This window comes from Candidatus Zixiibacteriota bacterium, from assembly GCA_040753495.1.
Taxonomy (GTDB): Bacteria; Zixibacteria; MSB-5A5; order GN15; family PGXB01; genus DYGG01.
In genome coordinates this window covers 1-23,396 of the sequence record JBFMEF010000183.1, presented here as the reverse complement: position 1 = coordinate 23,396, position 23,396 = coordinate 1, and the positions used below count along the sequence as shown (strand labels likewise).

At 51.8% G+C, this 23,396-nt stretch carries 17 protein-coding genes, 2 tRNA genes and 1 pseudogene; 10 read left to right on the top strand and 10 right to left on the bottom strand.

The window, feature by feature from the left end; translation table 11 throughout:
- Positions 1 to 37 precede the first annotated feature (37 nt).
- From AB1690_11930 to AB1690_11910, 5 genes are read left to right on the top strand one after another with little or no spacing between them, the layout of a single operon-like run.
- Complete coding sequence (locus AB1690_11930) at positions 38 to 703, top strand: ABC transporter ATP-binding protein (GenBank protein MEW6016018.1); 666 nt, start codon at positions 38 to 40, stop codon at positions 701 to 703.
- A gap of 10 nt (positions 704 to 713) precedes the next feature.
- The gene (locus AB1690_11925) at positions 714 to 1,949 is read left to right on the top strand and encodes an FtsX-like permease family protein (GenBank protein MEW6016017.1); all 1,236 of its coding nucleotides are present in this window, start codon (positions 714 to 716) and stop codon (positions 1,947 to 1,949) included.
- On the top strand, positions 1,946 to 3,160 hold the full coding sequence (locus AB1690_11920) for an FtsX-like permease family protein (protein MEW6016016.1): 1,215 nt from the start codon (positions 1,946 to 1,948) through the stop codon (positions 3,158 to 3,160). The genes AB1690_11925 and AB1690_11920 overlap by 4 nt, the downstream gene beginning before the upstream one ends.
- 51 nt (positions 3,161 to 3,211) lie before the next feature.
- Positions 3,212 to 4,582 carry a sigma-54 dependent transcriptional regulator gene (locus AB1690_11915; protein ID MEW6016015.1) on the top strand — a complete coding sequence of 457 codons (1,371 nt, stop codon included), beginning with the start codon at positions 3,212 to 3,214 and terminating at the stop codon, positions 4,580 to 4,582.
- Positions 4,579 to 5,913, top strand: a complete 1,335-nt coding sequence (locus AB1690_11910; GenBank protein MEW6016014.1) for an ATP-binding protein — start codon at positions 4,579 to 4,581, stop codon at positions 5,911 to 5,913. The genes AB1690_11915 and AB1690_11910 overlap by 4 nt, the downstream gene beginning before the upstream one ends.
- A 245-nt stretch (positions 5,914 to 6,158) precedes the next feature.
- Here the strand turns inward: AB1690_11910 and AB1690_11905 are convergent, their stop codons facing one another.
- Positions 6,159 to 9,983: an FG-GAP-like repeat-containing protein gene (locus AB1690_11905; GenBank protein ID MEW6016013.1), complete on the bottom strand. Its 3,825-nt coding sequence runs from the start codon at positions 9,981 to 9,983 to the stop codon at positions 6,159 to 6,161.
- Between the two features lie 180 nt (positions 9,984 to 10,163).
- Here AB1690_11905 and AB1690_11900 point away from each other — a divergent pair.
- Positions 10,164 to 10,655, top strand: a pseudogene (locus tag AB1690_11900) (helix-turn-helix domain-containing protein).
- 291 nt (positions 10,656 to 10,946) lie between these two features.
- The gene (locus tag AB1690_11895; GenBank protein ID MEW6016012.1) at positions 10,947 to 11,639 is read left to right on the top strand and encodes a DUF4386 domain-containing protein; all 693 of its coding nucleotides are present in this window, start codon (positions 10,947 to 10,949) and stop codon (positions 11,637 to 11,639) included.
- 481 nt (positions 11,640 to 12,120) lie between these two features.
- Here AB1690_11895 and AB1690_11890 read toward each other — a convergent pair whose 3' ends face one another.
- The 4 genes from AB1690_11890 to AB1690_11875 all read right to left on the bottom strand — a co-directional run bounded on the left by AB1690_11890 (position 12,121) and on the right by AB1690_11875 (position 16,147).
- Positions 12,121 to 13,371, bottom strand: coding sequence for a family membership (locus AB1690_11890; GenBank protein MEW6016011.1), 1,251 nt, complete (start codon positions 13,369 to 13,371; stop codon positions 12,121 to 12,123).
- A gap of 309 nt (positions 13,372 to 13,680) precedes the next feature.
- Positions 13,681 to 14,049, bottom strand: a complete 369-nt coding sequence (locus AB1690_11885) for a VOC family protein (protein ID MEW6016010.1) — start codon at positions 14,047 to 14,049, stop codon at positions 13,681 to 13,683.
- Between the two features lie 323 nt (positions 14,050 to 14,372).
- Complete coding sequence (locus tag AB1690_11880) at positions 14,373 to 15,122, bottom strand: SDR family oxidoreductase (protein ID MEW6016009.1); 750 nt, start codon at positions 15,120 to 15,122, stop codon at positions 14,373 to 14,375.
- Positions 15,123 to 15,205: 83 nt separating this feature from the next.
- Positions 15,206 to 16,147, bottom strand: a complete 942-nt coding sequence (locus AB1690_11875) for a DUF4350 domain-containing protein (GenBank protein ID MEW6016008.1) — start codon at positions 16,145 to 16,147, stop codon at positions 15,206 to 15,208.
- A 552-nt stretch (positions 16,148 to 16,699) separates the two neighbouring features.
- On the opposite strand from AB1690_11875, the gene AB1690_11870 reads away from it, so the two are divergent.
- On the top strand, positions 16,700 to 18,655 hold the full coding sequence (locus tag AB1690_11870) for a prolyl oligopeptidase family serine peptidase (protein ID MEW6016007.1): 1,956 nt from the start codon (positions 16,700 to 16,702) through the stop codon (positions 18,653 to 18,655).
- Between the two features lie 117 nt (positions 18,656 to 18,772).
- Here AB1690_11870 and AB1690_11865 read toward each other — a convergent pair.
- The 5 genes from AB1690_11865 to AB1690_11845 form a co-directional block, all read right to left on the bottom strand.
- Positions 18,773 to 18,849 (bottom strand) — tRNA-Asp (locus AB1690_11865).
- A 21-nt stretch (positions 18,850 to 18,870) separates the two neighbouring features.
- On the bottom strand, positions 18,871 to 19,122 hold the full coding sequence (locus AB1690_11860; protein ID MEW6016006.1) for a GIY-YIG nuclease family protein: 252 nt from the start codon (positions 19,120 to 19,122) through the stop codon (positions 18,871 to 18,873).
- Between the two features lie 208 nt (positions 19,123 to 19,330).
- Positions 19,331 to 19,404, bottom strand: a tRNA-Val gene (locus AB1690_11855).
- A gap of 13 nt (positions 19,405 to 19,417) precedes the next feature.
- A complete protein-coding gene (locus AB1690_11850) occupies positions 19,418 to 19,663 on the bottom strand; it encodes a hypothetical protein (protein MEW6016005.1) in 246 nt (81 codons plus the stop codon).
- A gap of 83 nt (positions 19,664 to 19,746) precedes the next feature.
- Positions 19,747 to 21,000 (bottom strand): O-antigen ligase family protein, encoded by a 1,254-nt coding sequence (locus AB1690_11845; GenBank protein MEW6016004.1) that lies wholly within the window; start codon positions 20,998 to 21,000, stop codon positions 19,747 to 19,749.
- Between the two features lie 109 nt (positions 21,001 to 21,109).
- Between AB1690_11845 and AB1690_11840 the strand changes: the two genes are divergently transcribed.
- A complete protein-coding gene (locus AB1690_11840) occupies positions 21,110 to 21,757 on the top strand; it encodes a regulatory protein RecX (GenBank protein MEW6016003.1) in 648 nt (215 codons plus the stop codon).
- Between the two features lie 102 nt (positions 21,758 to 21,859).
- Positions 21,860 to 23,396, top strand: a 1,537-nt coding sequence (alaS, locus tag AB1690_11835) for an alanine--tRNA ligase (GenBank protein MEW6016002.1), incomplete at its 3' end; no start/stop codon positions are given.

Genomic DNA, 23,396 nt, shown 5'->3' with positions numbered 1-23,396 from the left:
ATCCCGGCGGTTTGCTATGAAAGGAGAGGATACGGACATGGTGAAACTGAGTGGTGTTGAAAAGGTCTACCGCACCAGCTCGATTGAGACACTGGCCTTAACCAACATCAACATCGATGTCAGGAAAGGAGAATTCCTTTCGGTAATGGGACCGTCGGGGTCGGGCAAAAGCACCCTTCTCAATATTATGGGACTGCTGGATGAACCGACCGGCGGGGTAATTGAGGTCGACGGCCAACCGGTAACTCGCCTGAGCGGTCGGGAGACGGCGCGGCTGCGCAATCAGAAGATTGGCTTCGTCTTCCAGAGCTACCATCTCATAAATGATCTGACTGTGGTGGATAACGTCGAAGTCCCTTTGCTGTACCGCCGCATGTCAAATGCCGAACGGCGCCGCCGGGCGGCGGCGGCGCTGGACAAGGTCGGGTTGAGCGCTCGGATCAAGCACTTTCCAGGTCAGCTTTCAGGCGGACAGTGTCAGCGGGTGGCCATCGCCCGCGCCATCGTCGGGGAACCGGAATTGATTCTGGCGGACGAACCGACCGGAAATCTGGACTCGGCTATGAGCGAAGAGATTCTGAATATTCTCATCAACCTCAACAAAAATGAAAACACAACCATCGTCATGGTGACACACAACCAGGCGATGGCTGACCGAACCGAACGGCTGATACGTCTCTTCGACGGCAGCCAGGTGCAATAGCGGGGATGCCATGCTGAAAAACTATATCAAAATGGCCTGGAAGGTGCTTTTGCGCCGGAAGTTCTTCACCGCTATCAGCCTGTTCGGAATCAGTTTTACCCTTCTGGTTCTGATGCTGGCGACCGCCGCTGTTACCTATACTCTCGACCCGGCCAAATCGGGGTCCAAACTCGATCGGACTCTGATTGCCTCACGCATCGAGTATCGTTCGGAGGACAATCATATAATTTCGACCATAGGATATGAGTTTCTGAACAAGAATGTACGTACTTTGACATGGCCGGAACGTGTCTCTATTTTCTCGAACAATAGAACTACCGTCTGTTACGTCAACAACCGCAAATTGACGGTCGACGTGAAGTATGCCGACGCCAATTTCTGGGTGATCATGGAATGTCCCTTCCTTGAAGGTAGACCGTACGATTCGGCCACGGTCGCCGGCGGCGCCAAGGTTGCCGTAATCGGTGACAAGATGCGGCGCAGTTATTACGGCGACGTCTCCGCCCTGGACAAAGCTCTTAATATCGGCGGCGAGAAATACCGGGTAGTGGGGGTTATCGACAATCGCGATATACCTCTCATGCCGGCCTCCGCCGACGTCTATTTCCCTATGCAAAAGGAAATCTCCGATCCGTGGTCGACCGATTACTGGGGAACATGCATGGCCTTGGTGCTGGCTCCGCGGAAGGGGGATTTTGGCGCGATCCAAGATGAGCTCCGGGCGCGAACTGAGGAAATCAAACGTCAGAATCCGGAAATCACCACGCTCACCTGCATCATGGGCACGCCGCTGGATGAACTGGCTCATCTTTTTTTCCCCGACAGCCCCGCGCGCGGCAAGGTGGTGCTGATATCCGTCGGCCTTCTCATCGCCCTCTTGTTTATGCTCCTGCCAACGGTAAATCTGGTCAATCTCAATCTGAGCCGCATCATCGAGCGTTTTTCCGAGATCGGGGTAAGGAAGGCTTTCGGGGCCTCGTCTACGACATTGGTCGGCCAGTTCATTGTTGAGAATATCATCCTGACCCTCATCGGAGGAGCAATTGGACTGATCGGAACGATTCTGGCCCTGGCAGTCGTGAATTCCAGCGGTCTGATACCATTTGGGCATTTCGTTCTCAATCTGAAGGTATTTTTCTTCAGTATCATCATCTGCTTGTTCTTTGGCCTCTTTTCCGGTGTCTACCCGGCGTTCAAGATGTCGCGGCTGCACCCGGTTGAGGCTTTGAGAGGAGGGCGGCTATGACTTTGCATATACTGCGACTGATTTGGAATCGCAGAAAGACCAACGCGATGGTCATGATCGAGATTTTTCTTTCGTTCCTCGTTCTCTTTGCGCTGGGCAGCTTGACGTACTTCTCCCTCGGCAATTACCTGAAGCCGCTGGGCTTTGTTTATGATGATGTTATTGTTCTGAATATGAATTGGAACCGGGCCGATTACGATCCCAGAGAAATGATTATGCAGATCGACCGGGAGATCCGTTCCTTCGAAGAGGTTGTGCAGGTCAGTATGGCCAGCTCAAATCTGCCGTACGCCCGCAACTACTGGGGCAACGCGCTGTCTTTCAACAACCGCCAATTCAATGGCGGCGTCTTCTTCGTCGACGACAATTTCGCCGCGACCATGGGAATCGCACCGGTGGAAGGGCGGTGGTTCGGTCCCGAGGATAACGGAGCCAGACTCAAACCGGTTATCATTAACCGGAAGATGGCCGATGCGATGTTCGGCCCAGAGCAGGCACTGGGCAAAATCGTTACGGAAGACCATTTCGACGCCAAGCCCGGCGGCGATACCGCCAGGAAGATCGACGAGTTCGTTATCGTCGGCATCATCAACGACTATCGTTTTGACGGCGAATTCTCGTCGACTGAAAACCGCTACTTCAAAAGAAATGTACTGACCGACTCCAGTTCGGTGGAAATGGTTGGAGGATTAATAAAAGTCCGGCCCGGAGTCGGCGCGGCCTTTGAAGAGAAGCTGATGAACCGCCTGCAAGCGATGGCTCCGGGGTGGACCTTCCGAACCGGTCCGCTTAAGGATATGCGGAAGACCTATCTCCGGGAAATGATATTGTCGATGGGGATCTTTGTCGTCATCGCCGGTTTTCTAATTTTCAATGTGGCGCTGGGGCTTTTCGGTGTGCTCTGGTACTCCATCAACCGCCGCCGAGGAGAAATCGGCCTGCGGTGCGCGGTTGGGGCCGATTCGCATCGGATTTCAAGCCAGATTTTGCGCGAGTCGTTAGTGATGGCAACGCTGGGAATCGCTCTGGGTACATTTTTCGCCATTCAAGTTCCGATTGCCGGGGTTTTCGAGATGGTCAGCGCCGGAACATACCTGCTGGCTATTGTCAGCGCCGCCGTTTTCCTGTATCTGACCGTCGCTGCCTGCGCGCTTTATCCGAGCCGCCTGGCGGCGGCGATTCGACCGGCGGAGGCATTGCGTGACGAATAAATAGCAATACGTTCCGAAAATCCGTATATTGCAAACGTTTTGAGGCAAGGGATGATACTGATTATCGACGACGATAAGGCGGTCTGTTCCTCACTATCACTGCTTCTCAAACAGGCCGGCTTCAGATCGACGGCCGCCAACAACCCCGAGGAGGCGCTGGCCAGCGCCGCGAACGATCCGCCTGAGCTTTTCATTCTGGACATGAACTTCTCGGTTGCGACTTCGGGCGAGGAGGGGTTGACTCTGCTCCGCGAAATCAAGAAGACATATCCTGACCAGCCGGTCATACTGATTACCGCCTGGGGTTCGATCCCTCTGGCGGTGGAGGGGATGAAATCCGGCGCGGCCGATTTTATCACCAAACCCTGGAATAACGATCATTTTCTGCAGACGGTTAAAACGGCGCTTTGCCTATCGCGGTCGGCCAAAGAGGATGCCTCACTGGCCCGTACCCGTTCACAGCTTGACGCCCTCTATGATTTCGAGAAAATCGTCGGTGTGGACAAAGGACTGATGGCCGTTCTTCAAACGGTGGGGCGGGTCAGCGCCACCGATGCACCGGTGCTGATCATTGGCGAAAGCGGCACCGGCAAGGAACTGATTGCAGAGGCCATTCACATGAACAGCTCGCGCCGTAACGGCCCGCTGGTGCGGGTGAATCTCGGAGGAATCCCCGCTTCCCTGTTCGAAAGCGAAATGTTTGGACACCGCAAAGGGGCGTTCACCGACGCCGTCCGTGATCGCGTGGGCCGCTTTGCGATGGCCGACGGCGGAACCATTTTCCTCGATGAGATCAGCGAAATGGATATGAACAGCCAGGTGAAACTACTGCGAGTTCTCCAGGATCGCAGTTTCGAGGTGCTGGGCACCAGCCAGACAAAGACCGTTGATTTTCGACTGGTATGCGCTTCCAATCGGGACCTGAGAACTTTGGTCGGCGAACGGCGAATGCGGGAAGACCTCTACTATCGCATCAACCTGATTACCCTGACCCTGCCGCGGCTTCGCGAACGGCTCGACGATATTCCCCTTTTGGTCGATTATTTTGTCGATAATCTCAAAACCATTTATCGGCGGCCGTCGTTGGCCGTCCGACCTCGCGCCCTGGCCTGGCTGAAGACTCTTCCCTGGCCCGGCAATATCCGGGAACTGAAGAACCTGACCGAGCGTACGGCTCTCGTGTCCAACCGCGACGATCTGGACATTGATGATTTCAAGGCGCAGTTCTGTCCTGCGCCGTCACGAGGACACGCCGACGAACTACCGGCGGTCGGGGCCTTCACACTGGACGAAATGGAAGAGTCGATGATCCTCAAAGCGCTGGAATTCCATGGCAAGAATGTCAGCAAGGTCGCCCGTTCCTTGGGTCTGAGCCGCGCAGCACTCTATCGCCGTCTGGAAAAATACGGCATCTCGATATGAGTTTCCGTGTCAAATTCATCGTTTTTGCCTTGGCTGTGCACACGGCGTTTGTGGTTCTTTCGTGCTTTCTCTACGCCGAAAACGTTGTTCTCTTCTTTATCGCTGAGGGTATTGTCCTCGTCAGCATAGTTCTTACCTTTTATTTCTATCGAGCTCTGACCTGTCCGCTGGACCTAATTTCCGCCGGAATCGAGTCGATCCGTGATCAGGATTTCAGCACCAAGTTCACACCGGTGGGCGGGGGTGAAATCGGCCGTCTGGTGGAAACCTACAACAGGATGATCGACCAGCTCCGTGCCGAGCGGGTCAAACGGCAGGAACAGCACTATTTTCTGGAACGGCTGATCGACGCCTCGCCCATAGGGATCATCGTTCTGGACTTGGATGATAACATTGTATCCATCAATCGCGCCGGCCGGGCAATGCTGGGTCTGAATTCAGAGAGTCCGACGGGACAAACGCTGAGCGGTTTTCATGATTTGCCCGGCTGTGCTCTCGCCGAACTCAGGACCGGTGAACCCACTGTCATCAATGTCAGCGGGATTCATGCCTACAAGGCCAGCAAGTTCCATTTCCTGGATCGTGGTTTTCCCCGTCATTTTATCCTGCTGGAAGAACTGACTCGCGAAATCATAGCGGCGCAGAAGAAGGCGTACGACAAAGTCATCCGGATGATGTCGCACGAAATCAACAACTCCGTTGGGGCCGTAAATTCGATTTTGAATTCTTCGCTAAACTACAGAATTCAGCTTTCCCCTGAGGATGCGTCCGATTTCGAAAACGCGCTCCAGGTGGCGATCGACCGCAATACCCGTCTGAACCGCTTCATGTCCAATTTCGCCGATGTGGTCCGCATCCCGCAACCGGTCAGAGAGCGGCACGATCTGCATAAGCTCCTGCGATCGGTGCAGGTATTGATGTCGGCGGAGTGCGAACGGCGCCGCATCGCGTGGGTGTGGGACCTCGGCCCCGACCCATTTATCGTCAATATCGACATTCAGCAGATGGAACAAGTGCTGGTGAACATCGTCAAGAACGCCATTGAGGCGATTGATATCGACGGGATAATAACGGTCAAAACCGCCGACAATCACGGAGAAAGGATACTGGTCATTATCGACACCGGGAAGGGAATATGCCCGCAGGAACGGTTGCAACTGTTCGCGCCGTTTTTCAGCACGAAGCGGGACGGCCAGGGCATCGGCCTGACGCTGATTCGCGAGGTCCTCATTAACCATGGATTCAGTTTCAGCCTGGAGTCGGCCGGAAAAGGGCACACGGAGTTTCGGATCGGTTTTCAGCAACATTCCCGCGCGGGTGATACCTGCTGACCGCATGATCCTTCGATTCCCCTTCCCGTATTAACTTTCTCATAATCAATGCCTGAAGGCGGGTTGGGATATCATAGCGGGAGATGCGAGACCAATTCATCAACTGGATTATCGAAAAAGGAGCGGCCTGATCAGGGTAAATGAATGCGGCAGGTCGTTGAATGGCGAGGAGCTTTCATGTGTATTGGCCATTAAATAAAAGGGCCGGGAAACCGGCCCTTGTTTACTTAAGCGAGCACTTTCAGTTATGGACAGACCGGCGCAGGACCACCTTTATATAGATAGGCGATCAAATATGTAGCGTCCAAGATGTTTACCACTTCATTCCCATTTGCATCGCCAGACTCTAAAGGAGCTGGCGGCGGTCCCCCCTTGAAGAGATAAGAAATAATATAAGTGACATCCAAGATATTTATGACTCCGTTGCCATTGGCATCACCGCTATTACATGCCACAATATAGGCGGCAATAGTCCGGGAAAATTCGCTCCAGGCACCATCCTTAAAGGAACGAATGCGCCAATAATAGACGGAATCATACCCCAGATTGGAGGGGGGATGAAAGGTGGGCACGAGGAGCCCTGAAACATCATAGATGGGGGTTGTGAAATCATAGTATCGATCCAGCTGGAAATGGAAGGAATCGGAAAGAGGAATGTTGTCGTTGAGATTGGTCCAATCGAAAATGGGTCGTCGTTCATAGGTTGGCTGGCCATTGGGGGGAAGCATGGATGAGACCGGTTCGACAGTATAGTAGAAGATGAAGCTGTCGGACGGGTTAGGGAGCGATTTGAGGAAGGCGCCCGTGCTGTAATTTTCGAAGGCGTGGACCTGTACCGAACCGTTGATACGAATGCCGACATGGAAGCGGCCATCGGGGGAGGTGTTGCCGCGGGGTTTGATGATAATTCTATACTCCCCGTTTTGAAGATTGAAATCGCGGGCGGCTTCATCGAGGACGCGGTCATTGTTCATATCATGGCGCCAGTAGTTAGCGCCGGCGACAGTGGTGAAATTCATGGAGATGGCAAAGGAGTCGGGGTTCTGGACGTTCAGGGTAACGCCACCGAGGCCTGTGGTTGTCATTTCATCTTCGAGCACCGGGGCATCCGGAAGGGTATTTATAAGCCGCAGAACCGACCATGGTCCGTCGGGATAGTTATACAGCCCGGCGGCGAAATCGGGATTGCCGTCACGGTCGAAATCGGCAGCGGCGACGCTGGGGAAATTGTAGCTCGGTATTGATATCACCTGTAATTCATTAAAATTCCCCTCTTCATCGCCAAAATAAATTTCAAGGTCACATGCGGAGTGATTGCAGACGGCCAGGTCGAGATTATAGTCACGATTAACATCGACCAGCTTGATGCCATACGGCCAGCCATAAATGGGTATGGTGTCAGCCCTTATGACGCCACCCAGACCGTCGCCATATCCGACCATCACATAGCCATAATAGGCATAACTGCCCGATCCATAATTCCAATATTGTGAAAGGACATAAGCAAAGTCGACATTCCCATCCCGGTTAAAATCGGCGAATCCATTGTTGGTTGCGGCTTCAAGAGAGGCATCATGAGGCGGATTGCCCAGAGCGCTGTGACAGGTAAAACTCCCGTCGCCATGGCTAATACAAATATAGGCGGAATCGCTGCCGACCGCCAGGACGTCATCGAAACCATCGCCATTAAAATCAGCTATCGCGGAGCAGCGAATCCAGGCGGGAAGATTGGCGTAGCGGCTGAAAGTGCCCAGGCTGTCGCCGAAATGAACACGATACGGCTCGATCACGAAATCTACATATGGGTCATCATCGAAATATCCGGTGGCAACGCTTACGACATTGCCGGCGCCGGCTCCAAAACGGGGCAAAATAGTGGAGGAGAAAGTCCGGTTGCCATTATTGAGCATGATGACAATGGCGCCTGAATCGGCCACAATAATATCCAGGAGAGTATCCTTATTGATGAATCCGAAGTCAAAAAACGGACCATAGCCGGTAGTGAACTCGAGCGGATTTTCAAACGATCCGTCTCCCCTGCCGAAAGCAATCATCAGGTCATCGCGGGGGGGGATATCACAAAAAAGAAGGTCGGCATTGTTATCATGATCGACATCAATTGCTCGGCTGCTGATAACCGGCTCACCCGGGGAATCATAGATCTGGAAACTGAGCTGCGTTGACGCGGCCACGTAGACAAATTTCCTTTTGGTGAGGGCAATGACGCCGCAGCCATCGGTCATAGTCAAAGTGACGTCATACCATCCCGGAGTGGAATAATAATGGGTGGGACTTTGCAGGTAACTGACCTGGCCATCGCCGAACTCCCATTTCCAGGAAACGGGGGTCAAATCATAATGGGAGTTATTCTGAAAGACGACATTAACGCCGCCAACACCCCAGCGGGTGCCGGCATCAAATTCAACACTATGCCCGCATTGGCAGGACATGGTGACGACATAATCGGCGTCGCAGGGAGACAAATAATAGACCCGCGGGGCGACGAATAGCCAATATGTCCCGGCATCAAGAATAACGGAGAAGCTCTTTTTCTCTCCCGGCATTGTCATGACATTTGGTTTTATGGAGCCGGTGTTCTGCGAACAATTGCCGGTACCCGGAGGATCGGTGGGAACAATGCCGCATATGGCAGGAAATTCCGCCTCGATTGCGAAGGTGACATTTGTCAAAGTGGACACCGTAAACTGGTACCAATCGGTATCGCGGCGCGTCGTTCCTTTAGAAGAGTACCGTCCGGCGGTGCCGCAGATGGTGTCGCCACAGCTGACGAAACCGAACATAGGAGGATCGTAGTTGCAGCCGCCATTAGTGGTATCGGGAAAATCGCAGCCGCTCGGCTCACCTTCGGGCATCCCGCCGGCAGGGCATTGGACAATGATATCCTGAAAATAATCGACAGTGATTTCATAATTGCCCGATTGATCCCCCCAACCATCGACGACGATGTAATAGGTATTACCAGCTTCGAGACCGAGCCACCATATTCTGGACTGCAGCCCCTCGTCTCCGCAATAGTCTTCATTGCAGGCCGCATAATCGCTGACTCCATTTCGATATACAAAAAGCTTAGTATCATAGTCGGAATTACAGAGGCTGATATAGATATCCTCGTCGACCGTCGGAGTATAGGAATAGACAACATCTGGCGATTGGGAGCGGCCGCCGCCGCAATCAATATCGAATTCATCGGTATATCCGACAGTTGAGCCCTGATCGGTGTACGGTAGCGAGGCAATTATTTTATCGGGATTGATAATGCAGCTATCACAGTCAGTGATGCCATTGACGACAAAGTTCTGGTAACCTATGGTATCGGTGAAATGCTGATTCCAATTCTGCCAGACACCGCCGGCGCTGACATCATAGAAGTATTGATAGCAGAGATCACGACTCTTGTTGCTGTCGGCCAGAATGCAGGGCGGCAGAGTATCCCGCCCCAACCGGGTATCAGTATAAGTCACACCGATAAAGAAGGGTCGTTCGACACAGCACCGTCCCGGGAAAGCCGCCGTTCCGACGGTCGGATATTTAAAGCCGGCCTCGGTAGCGGTCAGCGGAAAATGGTACAACAATTCACCCGGTCCGTCGCAGGGATTACCGCTCGGTTTCAGATCATACACTACGATTTCCATAGATACCGGGAATGACATGTAGACATAGCTGGGATTGGCAGTACTGGTGTATAGCGAAAACTGAAGCGAGGTAATTTGAAAGGGATAGACCGGGCTGCCACCACATTCTGCGGGATCAATATACTGGACACTGGCATCACCATAATCCCAGTAGAAAATGATCCAATAAGGCGTGCCGCTAAACTCGGTCAGCTGGCATGCACTGCCCATTTCGGCCGATTTTTCGGCTGGCCCATCCTTATCATAAAGGAAGGGGGCGGCAGTCGGCTGCGCAATATTCTCCGCGGCGCAGCGCCTGTTGCGCCAGGGCTGATCAAAGACTCCGGAGGATTGCGATAAATCCGGGGTTGCTGAAAAGGCCAAGGAGCTGATTAAGATGATTAGCACAATTGATGAGACTCTAGCGGTTTTATTCATGCCGTCCTCCCAAGAAAAGAGAATTTGAGTCAAGAAGTAGGTACAGTTCTATCCAAATATAACCTCGATTGCACGATAGTCAATATATGATTTGTGGCAGGACGGACTTGATTTGACACTTGCATAAAAAGCGAGTGGTCATTTACCTCTGAATTAACAACAAAACAGGAGGTATTAGTTATGACCACTCAGCAGAAACTCGTTCAGAAGAAACTCAGTCTTCTGGAACTGGGGGAATATCTTCAGAATGTATCCGAAGCCTGCCGCATCAACGGCTGTTACCGTCAGCACTTCCACGATATCAAACAGGCCTACGAGAGTCAAGGGATAGATGGGCTCAAGGAGAAGACTCGCCGGAAACCATGTTTAAAGAACCGGGTGGCTCCGGAGATCGAGGAGGCGGTTTTATTAATGGCCTATGAATATCCGGCCTAAGGTCAGCTTCAGGCGTCGAACGAACTTCGCAAACAGGGGGTTTTGATATCCTCGGGCGGGATTCGCTCGATCTGGCTGCGACACGGCTTGGAGACGTTCAGAAAGCGGCTGGGGGCACTGGATGAGAAAGCGGCCAAGGAAGGGGTGGTTAATACCGAGGAACAGCTTGGGGTCCTGGAAGCGGCTCGTCGGGAGCGGGAAACGGTTCCCGATGAGATTGAGACGCATCATCCGGGGTAACTGTCAGCCCAAGTTACGTTCTATGTCGGTTATCTCAAAGCCGCCCCGACCTCACTCTCCCCAGACTTTTGTGAGTTTCGAATTCAGAACATTGTTGCACTTCGTCGAACTGGCGAAAGTCGATGGAAGACCATTAAAATCGCCAATCAATAATGACAGTTATACTTTTGACCGATTTTGTGCTGAATTTGCTGCCGCGATGAAACTATCAGATCGCAATTGCGTAAGTTGAGTGATCAACCGTTTTTGTGAGCGACCCCGGTTTACACCGCTTATCAGGAAGTGAAGATGAAATCTACAAAGAGAATTGGCCGAATTATAGGTTTGTTATTGGCCTTACAGTTGCCACTCGGACTAATTCTGCCCTTTGTCTTGATCCAGGGACCGCTTTCGATAGTTCCCCCCGGCTTCCTTGTAAATGCGGCGGCAGATTCCTCCCGGATACACCTTGCTGTGCTTATCGCGTTTGTGGGGGGCGCGCTGACTGTCAGTATCGCTATCACTGCATATCAAGTCATTCGTCGGAACAGCCAGACGATGGCGCTCTGGTTTCTGGTTTTATGCGTAACCAGCCTTGCGATGGATGCCATCCACAACACCGCCGTGATGTCCATGCTGTCAATAAGCGAGAGATTCGCAGAAGCAGGCAGTGCTGATGCCGGGCTTTTCCAGGCGCTGGGGGAGACGGTTCGCTCGACACGGTATTGGGCGCATTATACGCAACTCGTATTCATTGGCGGATGGATATTCATGTTCTATGTTATCATGTTGCGCTTCGGCTTGATTCCGCGCCTATTGGCTACCCTGGGATTGATAGGGATCCTCCTTCAATTTATAGGGGTTACATTACCGGCGTTGCTTGATTACCCCAGCATGCCCTGGCTGGCCTATCCGCTGGCTCCAATTCATCTTACCGCGGCAATATGGCTGACGGCTAAGGGGTTTGATGAGCAGCATCGCCTACCCGACGCTGATGCGTAGGGGGCTAATTGATGATAAGTTAATACTGGCCGCCCCGACCTCACTCTCCCCAAACTTTTGTGAGCTTCAAGTTCTCAGCCAGATTACACTGCGCGGTGATTGGTGGAAGGCGGTGGCAATCAATCAAATAAGTGTACCCACTTGGACGAAAAGGCCTGAACTTTGGTAAAAGATTTAATCACGGGACAAGTGACCAGACAGTCAGGTGAGCCAATAGACAGAGGCGATGGCGGCGATCCATGCGCTTGCTTGTAGGGCGGTCACCTTCAACGCTTGTTTTGGTTGTGTTGGTAGGTACCTGAGAAGGAAGTAAGCAGCTACTGGTAACTGTATGACCATAAGGAGTTGAAAGATGTGCGCAGGCGTTCCTTCGTCTGCCTCTTGGACAATGCCGAATATCGAAGCGTGCACCACAATCATGGCCGCGGCTACGAGCGACAGTGCTAGCGGCACAATTGCGCTTGGCCGACTCCACAATGAGCTATTCATTTAACTTTCTTTCAAATCTCACTTCAGGGTACTTGCCTGGCAAGTCACGGATTGATGCAGCAGGCGAACCCTTTAGGTATCTGTCAAAAAACGTTCGCAGGCAGGAGGAAGAAACTTCCAAGCCACGACGCCCGCCAATTGAACCTGTTGCACCGAATATTCTTGATGTCACAATTTCCGTCTGCAGAGGTCTGTCGCTGAAGTTGAAGTGCTTTGCTCCTTGAAGGCGAATCCAATAATGCTCCTGTGGCCAGGAATCATAGATATTTTCAATGTTGGTCCTGATTTGTACGCTTACTGAATCGGTTTCTCCGCCATGGTCAGCCAACAAGAACATGAACGGCTTGTGGATCCCATTCTTGATAACACTACCGTATGGGGCCCCATCTAAATCCACACCCGCTTTGCATCGAGGTTCGTCGAGACAGAATTGCGCGGCCGTGGCACCGCCGAATGAGTGGCCGAAGACTCCAACCGATTGGATATCAAGACGACCAAAGAACTGGTTTGAAGACTCAGCGCTGTTCAATTGCTCAAGCTTGTTGAGCACGAAGCGGGTGTCCTCCGTCCAGATTCCTAATAACCGGTTTAGCACCCGAATGCGGTCTTCAGAGAAATACTCGAATTCTCCAGGATTGCCTTCGGCGGTTCTCTCAACTACACGCCCACCCGGGAATACGATCCGAAATGTGCTATATGGTGCGTCGGAGCCTACGACAACATATCCATGACTCGCCAAGTCCTCTGCATAGGTCGTATAGTCTGCCGCCATAGTTCCGATACCGGACTTCATCAGAATTATTGGATACTTCGCTTGTTTGTCGGATATCCTTCCCTTCTTAATACTATGGGGGTGTATCTTGCGGCTATCACGCCAAAACAGATCGGCCAAAGCGAATCCCAATTGAGTGTCACTTGCGCTCTCCCAGTCCGCGTGGTCATATGCCACAACGGAGTCGGCGGCCATCCGTGACGCCGGATACCAGATCCAAACTCCAAGTTCTCTTTTCGTGAGAGGTTGCGGTGACAGACTGTCAACCCTGAGGCTGTCCACCCAGTGAAAGGTAGCCCGACCAACGGCAAAGCTCCCGGTAGGAGTAGGAAGGGTGACGTCGCTTCCCAGCTCTATCCAGAATGAGAAGAGAGCAATCACGATGACTGCAACGATTGCAAGAGCAACGTAGGAAATGAATTTGAATAGCCATTTGATTACTCTTCTGAAGTTCATCGTTTCAATACCCATACATTCTCTGACGCATCGCCGATTCCAAAGAGCTGAGTAACGAAGCAACCCCTGCGGGGACACTTGCACTCATCAAGCAGAAATTACGTCTTGAGCTAACTGAACGAAAGAACTAATTGAAATAATGGACTACATTAGTCTATGGCGGCCCCGACCTCACTCTCCCCAAACTTTTATCGCCTTCAGTTTTCCGATCCGATTGCACTATGCCGAACCAACGGAAGGCGTTGGAAGACAATCGAATGCGAGTCAATCCATTATGGGCAACAGTGAGCCGTGGTCATGAATGACTACATGCGGCAAGACTTTTCAAGCCCCCTTGGATTCAAATAGTTCTATCGGATTACCCGACGGGTCTTCTACGAGTATTTGCCTTCCGCCAGGGCCTTCCAAAGGCCCACTCCGAAAATGCGCGCCAGTTGAACGTAGGGATTCCATGGATACGTCAAGGTCAGCTACTTGCACAACCACACGGTTCCAGCCTCCTGGTAGAGGAGCCGTGCCGTCCGGAAGCTGCTTACTGGCTGAAGTGCCGGGGCCACTGAGCCACAGTTCAAGGTCACCACGCTTGAGAATAGCAAACGGCGGCCCCCAGCGATCTGCAATTTCGAAACCGAGCATCAAGTAAAAAGGTAGCGACTCATCAACGCTGCTGACTAGATATCGAACGATGGCCATGACTATCTCCAGTAAGGGATGAATGAGATTTGATCACAAGAATACATCAGATAATATACGCAAGAGCTTATAATTCAGTCAACGCGAAACATTGACCGGATTAGTCTATGGTGGCCCCAATCGTGCTCACCCCAGACTTTGTGAACTTCGAGTTTGCCTTTCAATTACATTATGCCAGAGTTGGCGGGGGGCTTTGGAAGGCGACTGCGAAGTAATGATTTCTCGATCAACTTCATCTTGGAGCATTGTCATCCGGAGGGCGGATTTGTCGCGTAGGGCGATCAGCGGCTAACTGACCAGGTTTGACGACGCTGATTCCACAGTCACTTCCCTGACACGCCAACTGCGGTCCCGAGATATGTGTCGTCCGTCAATTGATTCAGCATGAACTCGGCTACATCTGCCCGGCGAATGCGTACGGTCCAAAGGAAGTTGCCGATCTGAGGACCATGACGGAAGGTCCCTTTTCTCTCGGCATTTGTCAGAACTCCGGGGCGGACAATCACCCATTCGGTCTTGCTCTGAGCGATGATTTGCTCCTGACGTGTCTTATCCCAAAAGTAGAATGGCAGAATGACAGGAATGACGAAGAATGTGTAGTAGATACCCATGCGTCCGGCACTACTCCCGATTCCCAAAGAGGTCTCACAAATGAAACGTGAGACGCCACTAGCCTCCATCGCTCGCACCAGGTTTCGCGTGCCGTCCGATAGAATACGAGAAGGGCCGAAGTATCGTTTATGGCCAAGAGCGGATATCACCGCGTCCTGTCCTTTCACCGCTTCTTCAACTGAAGATTGGTCGAGAACATCGCCTCGCATGACTCTGAGCATTGGATGGTCTATTTGTAGCGCCGATGGATCCCGAACAAGTGCGGTGACCTGGTAGCCTCGATCAAGTGCTTGTGTAACGAGTTGACGGCCGGTCCCGCCAGTTGCTCCAACGATCAACACTCGTGAAACGCGTCTCTTGGGTGATACAGCCCCAGTTATTCGCTGGATTCGTAAGCCGGCACGCGCCAGCCCGACCGAAAGCGCCGATGCATACAAGACGAAGAGGAAAAGAATCGTCATGTGAGATCATTCCTTTCAAGCTGTTCTTCAACCTCAGCTATTGGTCCCGCCATCTCTCTTTCGTCCGTAACATACAGGTAGCGTCACAGCACGTGCGAGAGCCAATGCATTATATTAAGAGCTAATTGGCGGTTATCGTTCACAGGAATATTCATGCCGAAAGGTTCGCCCTCAGCTACTTGCGAGGTGAGCATCGCAGCTTCTCCCAGGATCACTACACGGCCTTTACCGCATTCAAGCGCCAGCCCCTGAGCATTTCCTGCCGATTGAGGTTTCAGCTCATCCCCGCCTTCCGCTACATACTCGACAGCGGAATCCGGCAGCCTGAGAAGTACCGTCGCATTGTCAGGTCCGTCCAGCGACTGCCCGGTAAACGTCATGACTCTCCGCACCGCAAATTCGGGGCTCCCGCCTGCGAGAATTACATGGTTGGCCAAACGACTGTTTTCATCTGAAAAGACTAATGGGTCTGACACCTCGTTGGGCACCTCTACAAAGCCCTTATGCATTCTGACCCCGAACGCTTCGGCAAGGGCGGCACTGGCCGCTCCGAAGGGAGCATGATCAGCGATGAGAAGTAGCGAGCCTCCGTTCTCCACCCAGGCATGGACGGCTCGAATCTCCTCGCTGGTGAAAGCCGGATCTTCACGCTTCCGCTCCGTGCTGGTTGGAATATTGATTCCCAGAAACTGCGGTTTGGGTGCCCCTGATGCATTTGCAATAACTAGGATTGCAACACTGTCGAGACTTGCAGACGAAAATAAGTTAGTTCCTCTGCGGACATCGTAGCCGTCATTTCTGAGTAGCCTTGCGAATGGCCAATAGCGGCCAGTCCATCCTGCGGTAGAGGCATTGTTGTGTGCCTCGTCGATGACAACCCTTGGATGTGTTGATTTGAACATCGGTGAAGCCACGGCCGGGTCCCAGCCATAGTCAGCGCGCTGAGCTCGGTAGATAGTGATCGTTCCGAGCAACACAAACAAGCCCAGAATCGATGCCAAGCTGATTAGCAAAACCTTTTTCATGCCATCCTGATGGTGGTGCTACCTTGTGGTAGTGCAATTGGTGGTGCCGATGACGGAAACAAGCTAGTGACAATGATCATGTAGGGTAAGAATACGTCCTTGCATCACAATAGTTTCATTTCCAGGTACGATTTTGTCTGAGTAGAGCAGAACACAGGTCCCGTTTGGTGAGCAGCCCACAACGAGTGAAGTATGGGGATTGTTGCTTAATAGAAAAATGGACTTTGTAAGTCTATGGCGGCCCCGACCTCACTCTCCTCAAACTTTTGTGAGCCTCTGTTTCACTATCCGGTCGCATTATGCCCGGATTGACGGAAGACGATGGAAGACAATCAGGTCTTAATCATTAAGGCTCCGCTCAACGATACATCCCTCAAGCTAATCACGGTTTACCCGTCATCCGGGACAGGTTGTCGGTGCTCCTCGAATCTAAGGTCGAAACGGGCTTAAAACAGAAGCAGTGTTTGGTCGTCTGGGAATCATAGGGTAGTTCGTAACAACTTCGGTATGGTGGCGTATCTATAGATAAACGCTCGAAAAGGAGCACTGATCTTGGACAAACTGTCAATAAGAAACACCCTCTTTATCGCATTGTTCGCAAGCTGCTTCGTCTTGGGGAGCGAAGAGTTAAGCAGCAACGAGATTCAGAAGAGCGCGGTCAATTCCGGTGAATTGTCACTCTCACTTGACTCGCCGGTCCAGTTTCTCGAGTCCGCACCATTGATAGATGGCAGCCTCGATAGTAGTCTGTCTTTCCTTTCAAGCAGAGCCTTTTCCAAAATCAATCCACACGATTTCGACGGACCGATTCCCGACGCATCCTATCGTCTTGCCTACGGTATAGACTTCCTCTATTTGTATATCGAAGCGGAGGCGGACAGTCTGACCTATCGTGACCGCGCCTATCAACTGGGGGATGGTTTTCATATGGTGATAGCCAAGCCATTATCGGATGGATCACCGACTGAAGAGTTCTATGTACTTGCCTGTTCCGCCGTCAACAATCCGCGGTTAGAATGGACACGCCGAATCTTCTGGTATTATAACGTTCATGACCTCTTCGTCCCCACGAGTGATGACACCAAGTTGGAATTCCGCGATGGTGATGGAGTGATCAGTTTCGAGTTGCTTCTCCCATGGCGTGATGTTCACCCGTATCACCCTTGGATATCGGACGGCATCGGTTTCAATCTAAGATTGGTAAAGGCCACAGAGCCGGACGGTTGGATTCGATACGACGTCTTATACGACGAGTGTATTCACTGCGATCTTCAACCCCGGCGTTATAGCCGTCTTACATTTGAGCAACCCCTCGTCCTCGGAAAAGCGCAGACTTTCGTCCTGGCCGAACGGGGTCACATTTACGAAGGCGATAATCTGGCGCTGACGGCAGTGGCCGCCGGCATGGCCGGAGAGGAAAGCGTGGCGGTCAGCGTACAGGCTGGCGAAGGCGACTATGTGGCCTCGGAGAGAGTCACCTTTGCGACTGATTCCGGGATAACAGGACATCAGTTTGAGATTAAGATGAGCCACCTTGTTGCCGGTGGGTACCTGGTTGCGTGGCAATCTGAAACAAATGGAACGGATGGAAAGTATGGACTGACTATCTTGCCGCGAATTGACTCGGTTCATATCTTAGAAAAACTAGATAACATGGGGCGCGAACTCCGGTTCAGTACTATTTCGACCCTCAGATTCAAATTGGATGAAGCATTGGCTCAGATTGACTCTGCCAAACCATACGAGACATGTCTGCAACAACGGTTCCGATTGGCGAGAGTAATGCGGGAGATCGATAAGGCTCTGGCTGGTACTGACCCCTATTTGAATAAAACAGGCTTTGTCAGGCGAGCCTATCGATCGGAATTGGACAGTTCGCTTCAACCATACATGATCCACGTCCCTGAAAATTTCGAACTGGGACAAAGGTATCCTCTGCTGGTTTATTTGCACGGCAGTGCGTCGACGGAGTTCGAAATCACCAACGCTGGAAGGGTGATCCCCGACGGCTTCATTGCTCTCGCTCCACGAGGACGCGGAACCTCTAATTGCTACACTTATGACAATGCCCAGGACGATATTGCTGAAGCTATCGCCGCGGTTATCGATGACTACCCAATTGACACCGCCAATATCATTCTTTGCGGCTTTTCTATGGGTGGTTATGGTGTTTACCGCACTTACTATGAGACTCCGGAAAGATTCAAAGCGCTTGCCGTTTTTAGCGGTCACCCGGATATCGCCAATGACTGGGATCCGGGACATGATTATCCGAATTTTACCGAATCACAAATGCTTGCGCCATTCAAGAATGTCCCCATGTTCATATATCACGGTGAGAAGGACCGGAACGCGCCATTCTCAATCACCAGGCAAACCGTAGGCAGACTCCAGAGGGCTGGATGTCAGGTTGAGTTTCATTCGGACCCTGACAGGGGGCACGAGAATCCCAGCGATGAGATATACAGGGCTTACGATGATTGGATCAAGCGAGTCCTTACGCACTGAGAGCGGATAACCCAGAATCGCTGGGCGGAAACCGGGCCCAATTGGACCTTGGAGACGAACACGACCTCTACTTCGTGTTTTGCCTGTTTCAGCGGCATGTAAGATGAGGAATTATCATGGCGGGGTTGACGAGACTCGAACTCGCGGCCTCCTGCGTGACAGGCAGGCGTTCTAACCAACTGAACTACAACCCCGTCTATACACCAAATACTATATCATCTCTTCAAAGTCTCAGGAATTTCTATCAGCCTCTCTATTCGAGTTCGGCTCTTCCAACTTTTAAGCTCTCGCTCCCTGACCATAGCCTCGGAGCGGCAGGTAAATTCTTCTTTATACCTTAACTCCCACGGTCCTCCCGACCTGGTAGATTTGGAGCGGCCGGCACTATGCCGTTTCAATCTATCTTCGAGATTTGCCGTCACGCCTATATAATATCTTCCTGACTCCAAACTCTGTAATATATACATGTAACAGGTCAATCGGTATCAACCCTCGGACTACAAAATTCGCCGGCCTTCCCGCCTGTAGCGGGACGTTCTAACCAACTGAACTACAACCCCGGCGAACAACCGAAATTCTAATATGTCAAACAACGGTCGACCGCTTTAGAAACCGTGACAGCTTCTTCCGCGATCCTCCTGAATCGAGATCTTTCCGCCTTACTCGCCAAAAAACTGGGCAGTACTGGACTTGAACCAGTGACCCCCTGCGTGTAAGGCAGGTGCTCTGGCCAACTGAGCTAACTGCCCGTGCTACAAGATACTAACCTTCACTCTTAACACTTTCGGCAGGGACCTCGCGCTTCCGGCCATCAATTATTATCGATACCGGAATCAGGACACAGTAGCCAAGGATAAGAAGAATCGGCGCCAGAGTAATCGACCCCGATGCCAGCGATATATATCCGAAGATTATCACCAGCAACCCGGCCCCAAAAATTATATAATTCTTGGGACCAAAGGGCCACTCAAACCGCTCTTTCTCAACCTTCTTTACTTTCTTTGCCATAATCTCTCAAAAAGCAAGGTATTATATAACGTTACGGTTCATTGTCAAGCCCCTTTTTCCTCTATTTCGGCTGTTTGCCACCCTCACTTAAGCCTTTTCTCCGCCGCCAGAAACAAGCCCCAGACCGCCATCAATATAAGACGCACCTCTTCATCGGTAAATGAAGCTTCATAAAGTGACGTTACAAAAAAGACCAGAGAAAAAATGAAACAACCCACCCCGATTCCTCTCAGTCCGGTCTCTCCGGGAGGGGCACGACGAGTCATCTTTACCATCATAGCCAGCATTACCGCCCAGAACCCGAGGTAAAACAGAGCCGCCGGGATGCCGGCGTAAGCGGCGATATTCAATATATCATTATGGGCATGACTGAAAGCCTTATCCGTTCCCGGGGCGCGATATCGCTCATACTCTTTTAGAAAATTCCCCTGCCCTACGCCAAAAAGCGGATGCTCCGGTATCATTTTCATTGCGGTTCTCCAGATCGCCTGACGAGACCCCGGATATATGCCAACCGTCTCCACTTCTACCGTATGCGAGAACCGCGACAGAAGTTTCGGCGCCAGTACTACCGTAATCAGCGCCACAATCGCTGTCAGCGCGAGAAGCAGCCTGAAATTCTTTCTTCCCCATAGCATCATATAAAGAATAATTCCAAACAGAAGCGCCAGAATCGGTCCGTAACTGAATGTCAGCAATGTGGCGACCGCGCTCAGCGCAAATGCGGAAAAAAATAAAATCTTATCTTTCCGGATACCGGCGCCCCCCGCAATGCTTAAGAAGAATGCCGATGCCATCGCATAATAATTGCCGAAAGTCAGATAATGGGAAAATGTCCCGGCGGCCCGCCACCCTCCTCCCGGCGAGGGCGATAGCCGCTCTCCATGATAAAAATGCTCCCCGGCAAAATGTTGAATCACGGCATAGACTGACATCACTCCCACCGAGACGGCGAATATCCGAAGCGCTGTCTGCCTCCTTTTATCATCAACCAGTGCCCACGCCGCCACCGGAATCATCAGAAACAGCCATTCCTCCCGTGTCGTGACCAGCGACTTAAGCGGTGAAGGTCCCAGCAGAGCCGACAGAACCGACCAGCCGACAAACAGCAATATGAATATAGTAAAAAGGTCGTTCTGTGGTTTCCACGAAAACTTTTTGTTTATCCCCCAATCGAGCAGAAAAAGCGACAGCGCCCCGGCAAAAAATATCTGCGAGAGGGCGTGCGTAAAGGTCGTGCTGCAGAAATAGGCGGCAAGAAAATAGAAACCGATTCGCCTGAACCGCTCTTCCTTGCCGCCGGCAATCAGGCTTACTCTTCCCTTGAGGTCTATCATGGCTCCTAATCTACACCGGCAGATTTTATAAAACAATTCCAAATATCCCCGCCTCATCTCTGATTATTTATGATTGAATATCTTCCCCGATTTGCTAATTTATCTCTCAATGGAACCTGTCGTCATAAAGAAAATCATCCGACGCAAAAAAAGCGCGACTTTGATTCTCTCCGACCGGAAAAAAGTTTTGCTCGATACTGCTATCTTAATTCAATCCGGTCTGCAAGCCGGAGACCGTCTCCTTCCCAGCCGGATAGAAAACCTCATGCGCGAGTCCACCCGGCAGACGGCGCTGGAATATGCCCTGTATCTTCTTTCCCGACGGAATTATTCCACCGGCCTCCTGCGGCGAAAACTCCTCGAGAAAGGGACCGACCCCAAACTGCTTCCGAAAATCATAGCGCAACTGACTGATAAGGGATTTCTTAATGACCGACTATTCGCGCGGCGAGCAGTAGAGTCGATTCTCTCCCGCAAGCCGGCCGGCCGACACTTCCTTGCCGCTTATCTTCGCTCCAAACTGGTTCCGCGCGCTATAGCCGATGAAACTGTCGCTGAGATACTGGAGGACGAAGATGAAACGGCGCTGGCGGTTCGTCTTCTGCAATCAAAACTGAAATCTCTTGCCAAATTTGACCTTGAAACCGCCCGCGCCAAAGCGTATAATTACCTCTCGCGCCGCGCCATAAGCTACATCGCGGCGAAAGAGGCATTTGAGATTCTCCGCAAGGAGATTGAAAAGTACGCTAAGACTTAGGTCGAAACCCTTCCGCCGTAGGCGGATTTCGACACTTACGGTGAGTCTCATGACTCACCATATACAAGACTTGGAGCCATTATAGAGCAGAGGTGACCAACTATTAAATCGCACGAAATCAGACAATCGTTTGTCGAATATTTCAAAGGGAAAGACCACAAAGAGCTCCCCTCTTCACCGGTTATCCCGTTCGATGACCCGACTATTCTTTTCACCAACGCCGGTATGAACCAGTTCAAGGATATCTTCACCGGCAAGAAGAAAGCGGAGTACAAGCGGGCTGTCACCGTGCAGAAATGCATGCGGGCCGGCGGCAAACATAACGACCTCGAAAATGTCGGCCGCACCGGACGTCACCATACTTTCTTTGAAATGCTCGGCAATTTCTCATTCGGCGATTATTTCAAGGAAGAAGCAATCACTTACGGCTGGGACTGGGTCACCCGCGTCTTAAAACTCCCTGTCGACCGCCTGTATGCCACCGTCTATGAAGAGGATAACGAAGCCTTCCGCCTCTGGGAGAAAATCGCCCCGGAACTTAAAAACGGACGGATACTCCGCTTCGGCAAAAAAGACAATTACTGGTCGATGGGGGATGTTGGTCCCAATGGTCCCTGTAGCGAGATTCATTTCGACCGCGGCAAGTCCGCCGCGGCGGACTGCGGCAAGCCGACCTGCACCGTCAACTGCGACTGCGAGCGGTATGTTGAAATCTGGAATCTGGTTTTCATGCAATTCAATACCAGGCCTGATGGCGCCATCGAAACCCTCCCCAGACCATCGGTTGATACCGGCGCCGGGCTGGAGCGGATTACCACTATCATGCAAAATGTCCCTTCCAACTATGAGACCGACGTCTTCCGAGAGATACTGGTTGATATCAGCCGTCTTTCCGGCAAGAACTATTCCCCTGATGCGAGCGGCGTCTCGCATCGGGTCATCGCCGACCACCTCCGGGCGCTCACCTTCTGCATCGCCGATGGCGCTGGGCTCTCCAACGAAGGGCGCGGCTATGTCCTGCGGCGTATCCTCCGTCGCGCTGCCCGTCACGGACGTCTGCTCGACCTGCATGAGCCGTTTATTTACAAACTGGTCCCGACTCTGGTCGGCATGATGGGAAAAGTCTATCCGGAGATAGCGAAACGTCAATCTCATATCGAAAATGTTATCCGCGCGGAAGAAGAATCTTTCGGGCGAACGCTCGACAACGGTCTGGAATTATTTGAAGATATCGCCCGCAGAGTGAAAGCCTCAGGAAACGACACTTTACCGGGAGACGAGATATTCCGCTTGTATGACACTTACGGCTTTCCGGTCGATTTGACCGAGGTGATGGCGGAAGAAAAAGGCTTGAAACTCGATTTAGCCGGTTTCGAAAATGCGATGGAGCGGCAACAGGAAAAATCGCGGGACGCTGCAAGTTTTGACACATCAATGGTACAAGAGCATGTCAAGCACATTGATGCCTTGATGAAGGCCGGGTTAGAATCTGAGAAGACCACTGATTTTATCTACGGGATGGAATCTCTGAACGCCGAGGTAAGGAAAGCCGTGAAATTGCCGTTTCCGAATGTCTCTCTTGTCCTTGATAGAACGCCGTTCTATGTCGAGTCCGGAGGGCAAGTCGCAGACACAGGAT

Coding starts and splice junctions, on each gene's coding strand:
- AB1690_11925 (MEW6016017.1), top strand. CDS start 714: ATGCTGAAAAACTATATCAAAATGGCCTGGAAGGTGCTTTTGCGCCGG.
- AB1690_11885 (MEW6016010.1), bottom strand. CDS start 14,049: ATGGCCATCGTTCGATATCTAGTCAGCAGCGTTGATGAGTCGCTACCT.
- AB1690_11905 (MEW6016013.1), bottom strand. CDS start 9,983: ATGAATAAAACCGCTAGAGTCTCATCAATTGTGCTAATCATCTTAATC.
- AB1690_11915 (MEW6016015.1), top strand. CDS start 3,212: ATGATACTGATTATCGACGACGATAAGGCGGTCTGTTCCTCACTATCA.
- AB1690_11850 (MEW6016005.1), bottom strand. CDS start 19,663: ATGGCAAAGAAAGTAAAGAAGGTTGAGAAAGAGCGGTTTGAGTGGCCC.
- AB1690_11880 (MEW6016009.1), bottom strand. CDS start 15,122: ATGACGATTCTTTTCCTCTTCGTCTTGTATGCATCGGCGCTTTCGGTC.
- AB1690_11930 (MEW6016018.1), top strand. CDS start 38: ATGGTGAAACTGAGTGGTGTTGAAAAGGTCTACCGCACCAGCTCGATT.
- AB1690_11895 (MEW6016012.1), top strand. CDS start 10,947: ATGAAATCTACAAAGAGAATTGGCCGAATTATAGGTTTGTTATTGGCC.
- AB1690_11920 (MEW6016016.1), top strand. CDS start 1,946: ATGACTTTGCATATACTGCGACTGATTTGGAATCGCAGAAAGACCAAC.
- AB1690_11910 (MEW6016014.1), top strand. CDS start 4,579: ATGAGTTTCCGTGTCAAATTCATCGTTTTTGCCTTGGCTGTGCACACG.
- AB1690_11860 (MEW6016006.1), bottom strand. CDS start 19,122: ATGTATATATTACAGAGTTTGGAGTCAGGAAGATATTATATAGGCGTG.
- AB1690_11840 (MEW6016003.1), top strand. CDS start 21,110: ATGGAACCTGTCGTCATAAAGAAAATCATCCGACGCAAAAAAAGCGCG.
- AB1690_11875 (MEW6016008.1), bottom strand. CDS start 16,147: ATGAAAAAGGTTTTGCTAATCAGCTTGGCATCGATTCTGGGCTTGTTT.
- AB1690_11890 (MEW6016011.1), bottom strand. CDS start 13,371: ATGGGTATTGAAACGATGAACTTCAGAAGAGTAATCAAATGGCTATTC.
- AB1690_11845 (MEW6016004.1), bottom strand. CDS start 21,000: ATGATAGACCTCAAGGGAAGAGTAAGCCTGATTGCCGGCGGCAAGGAA.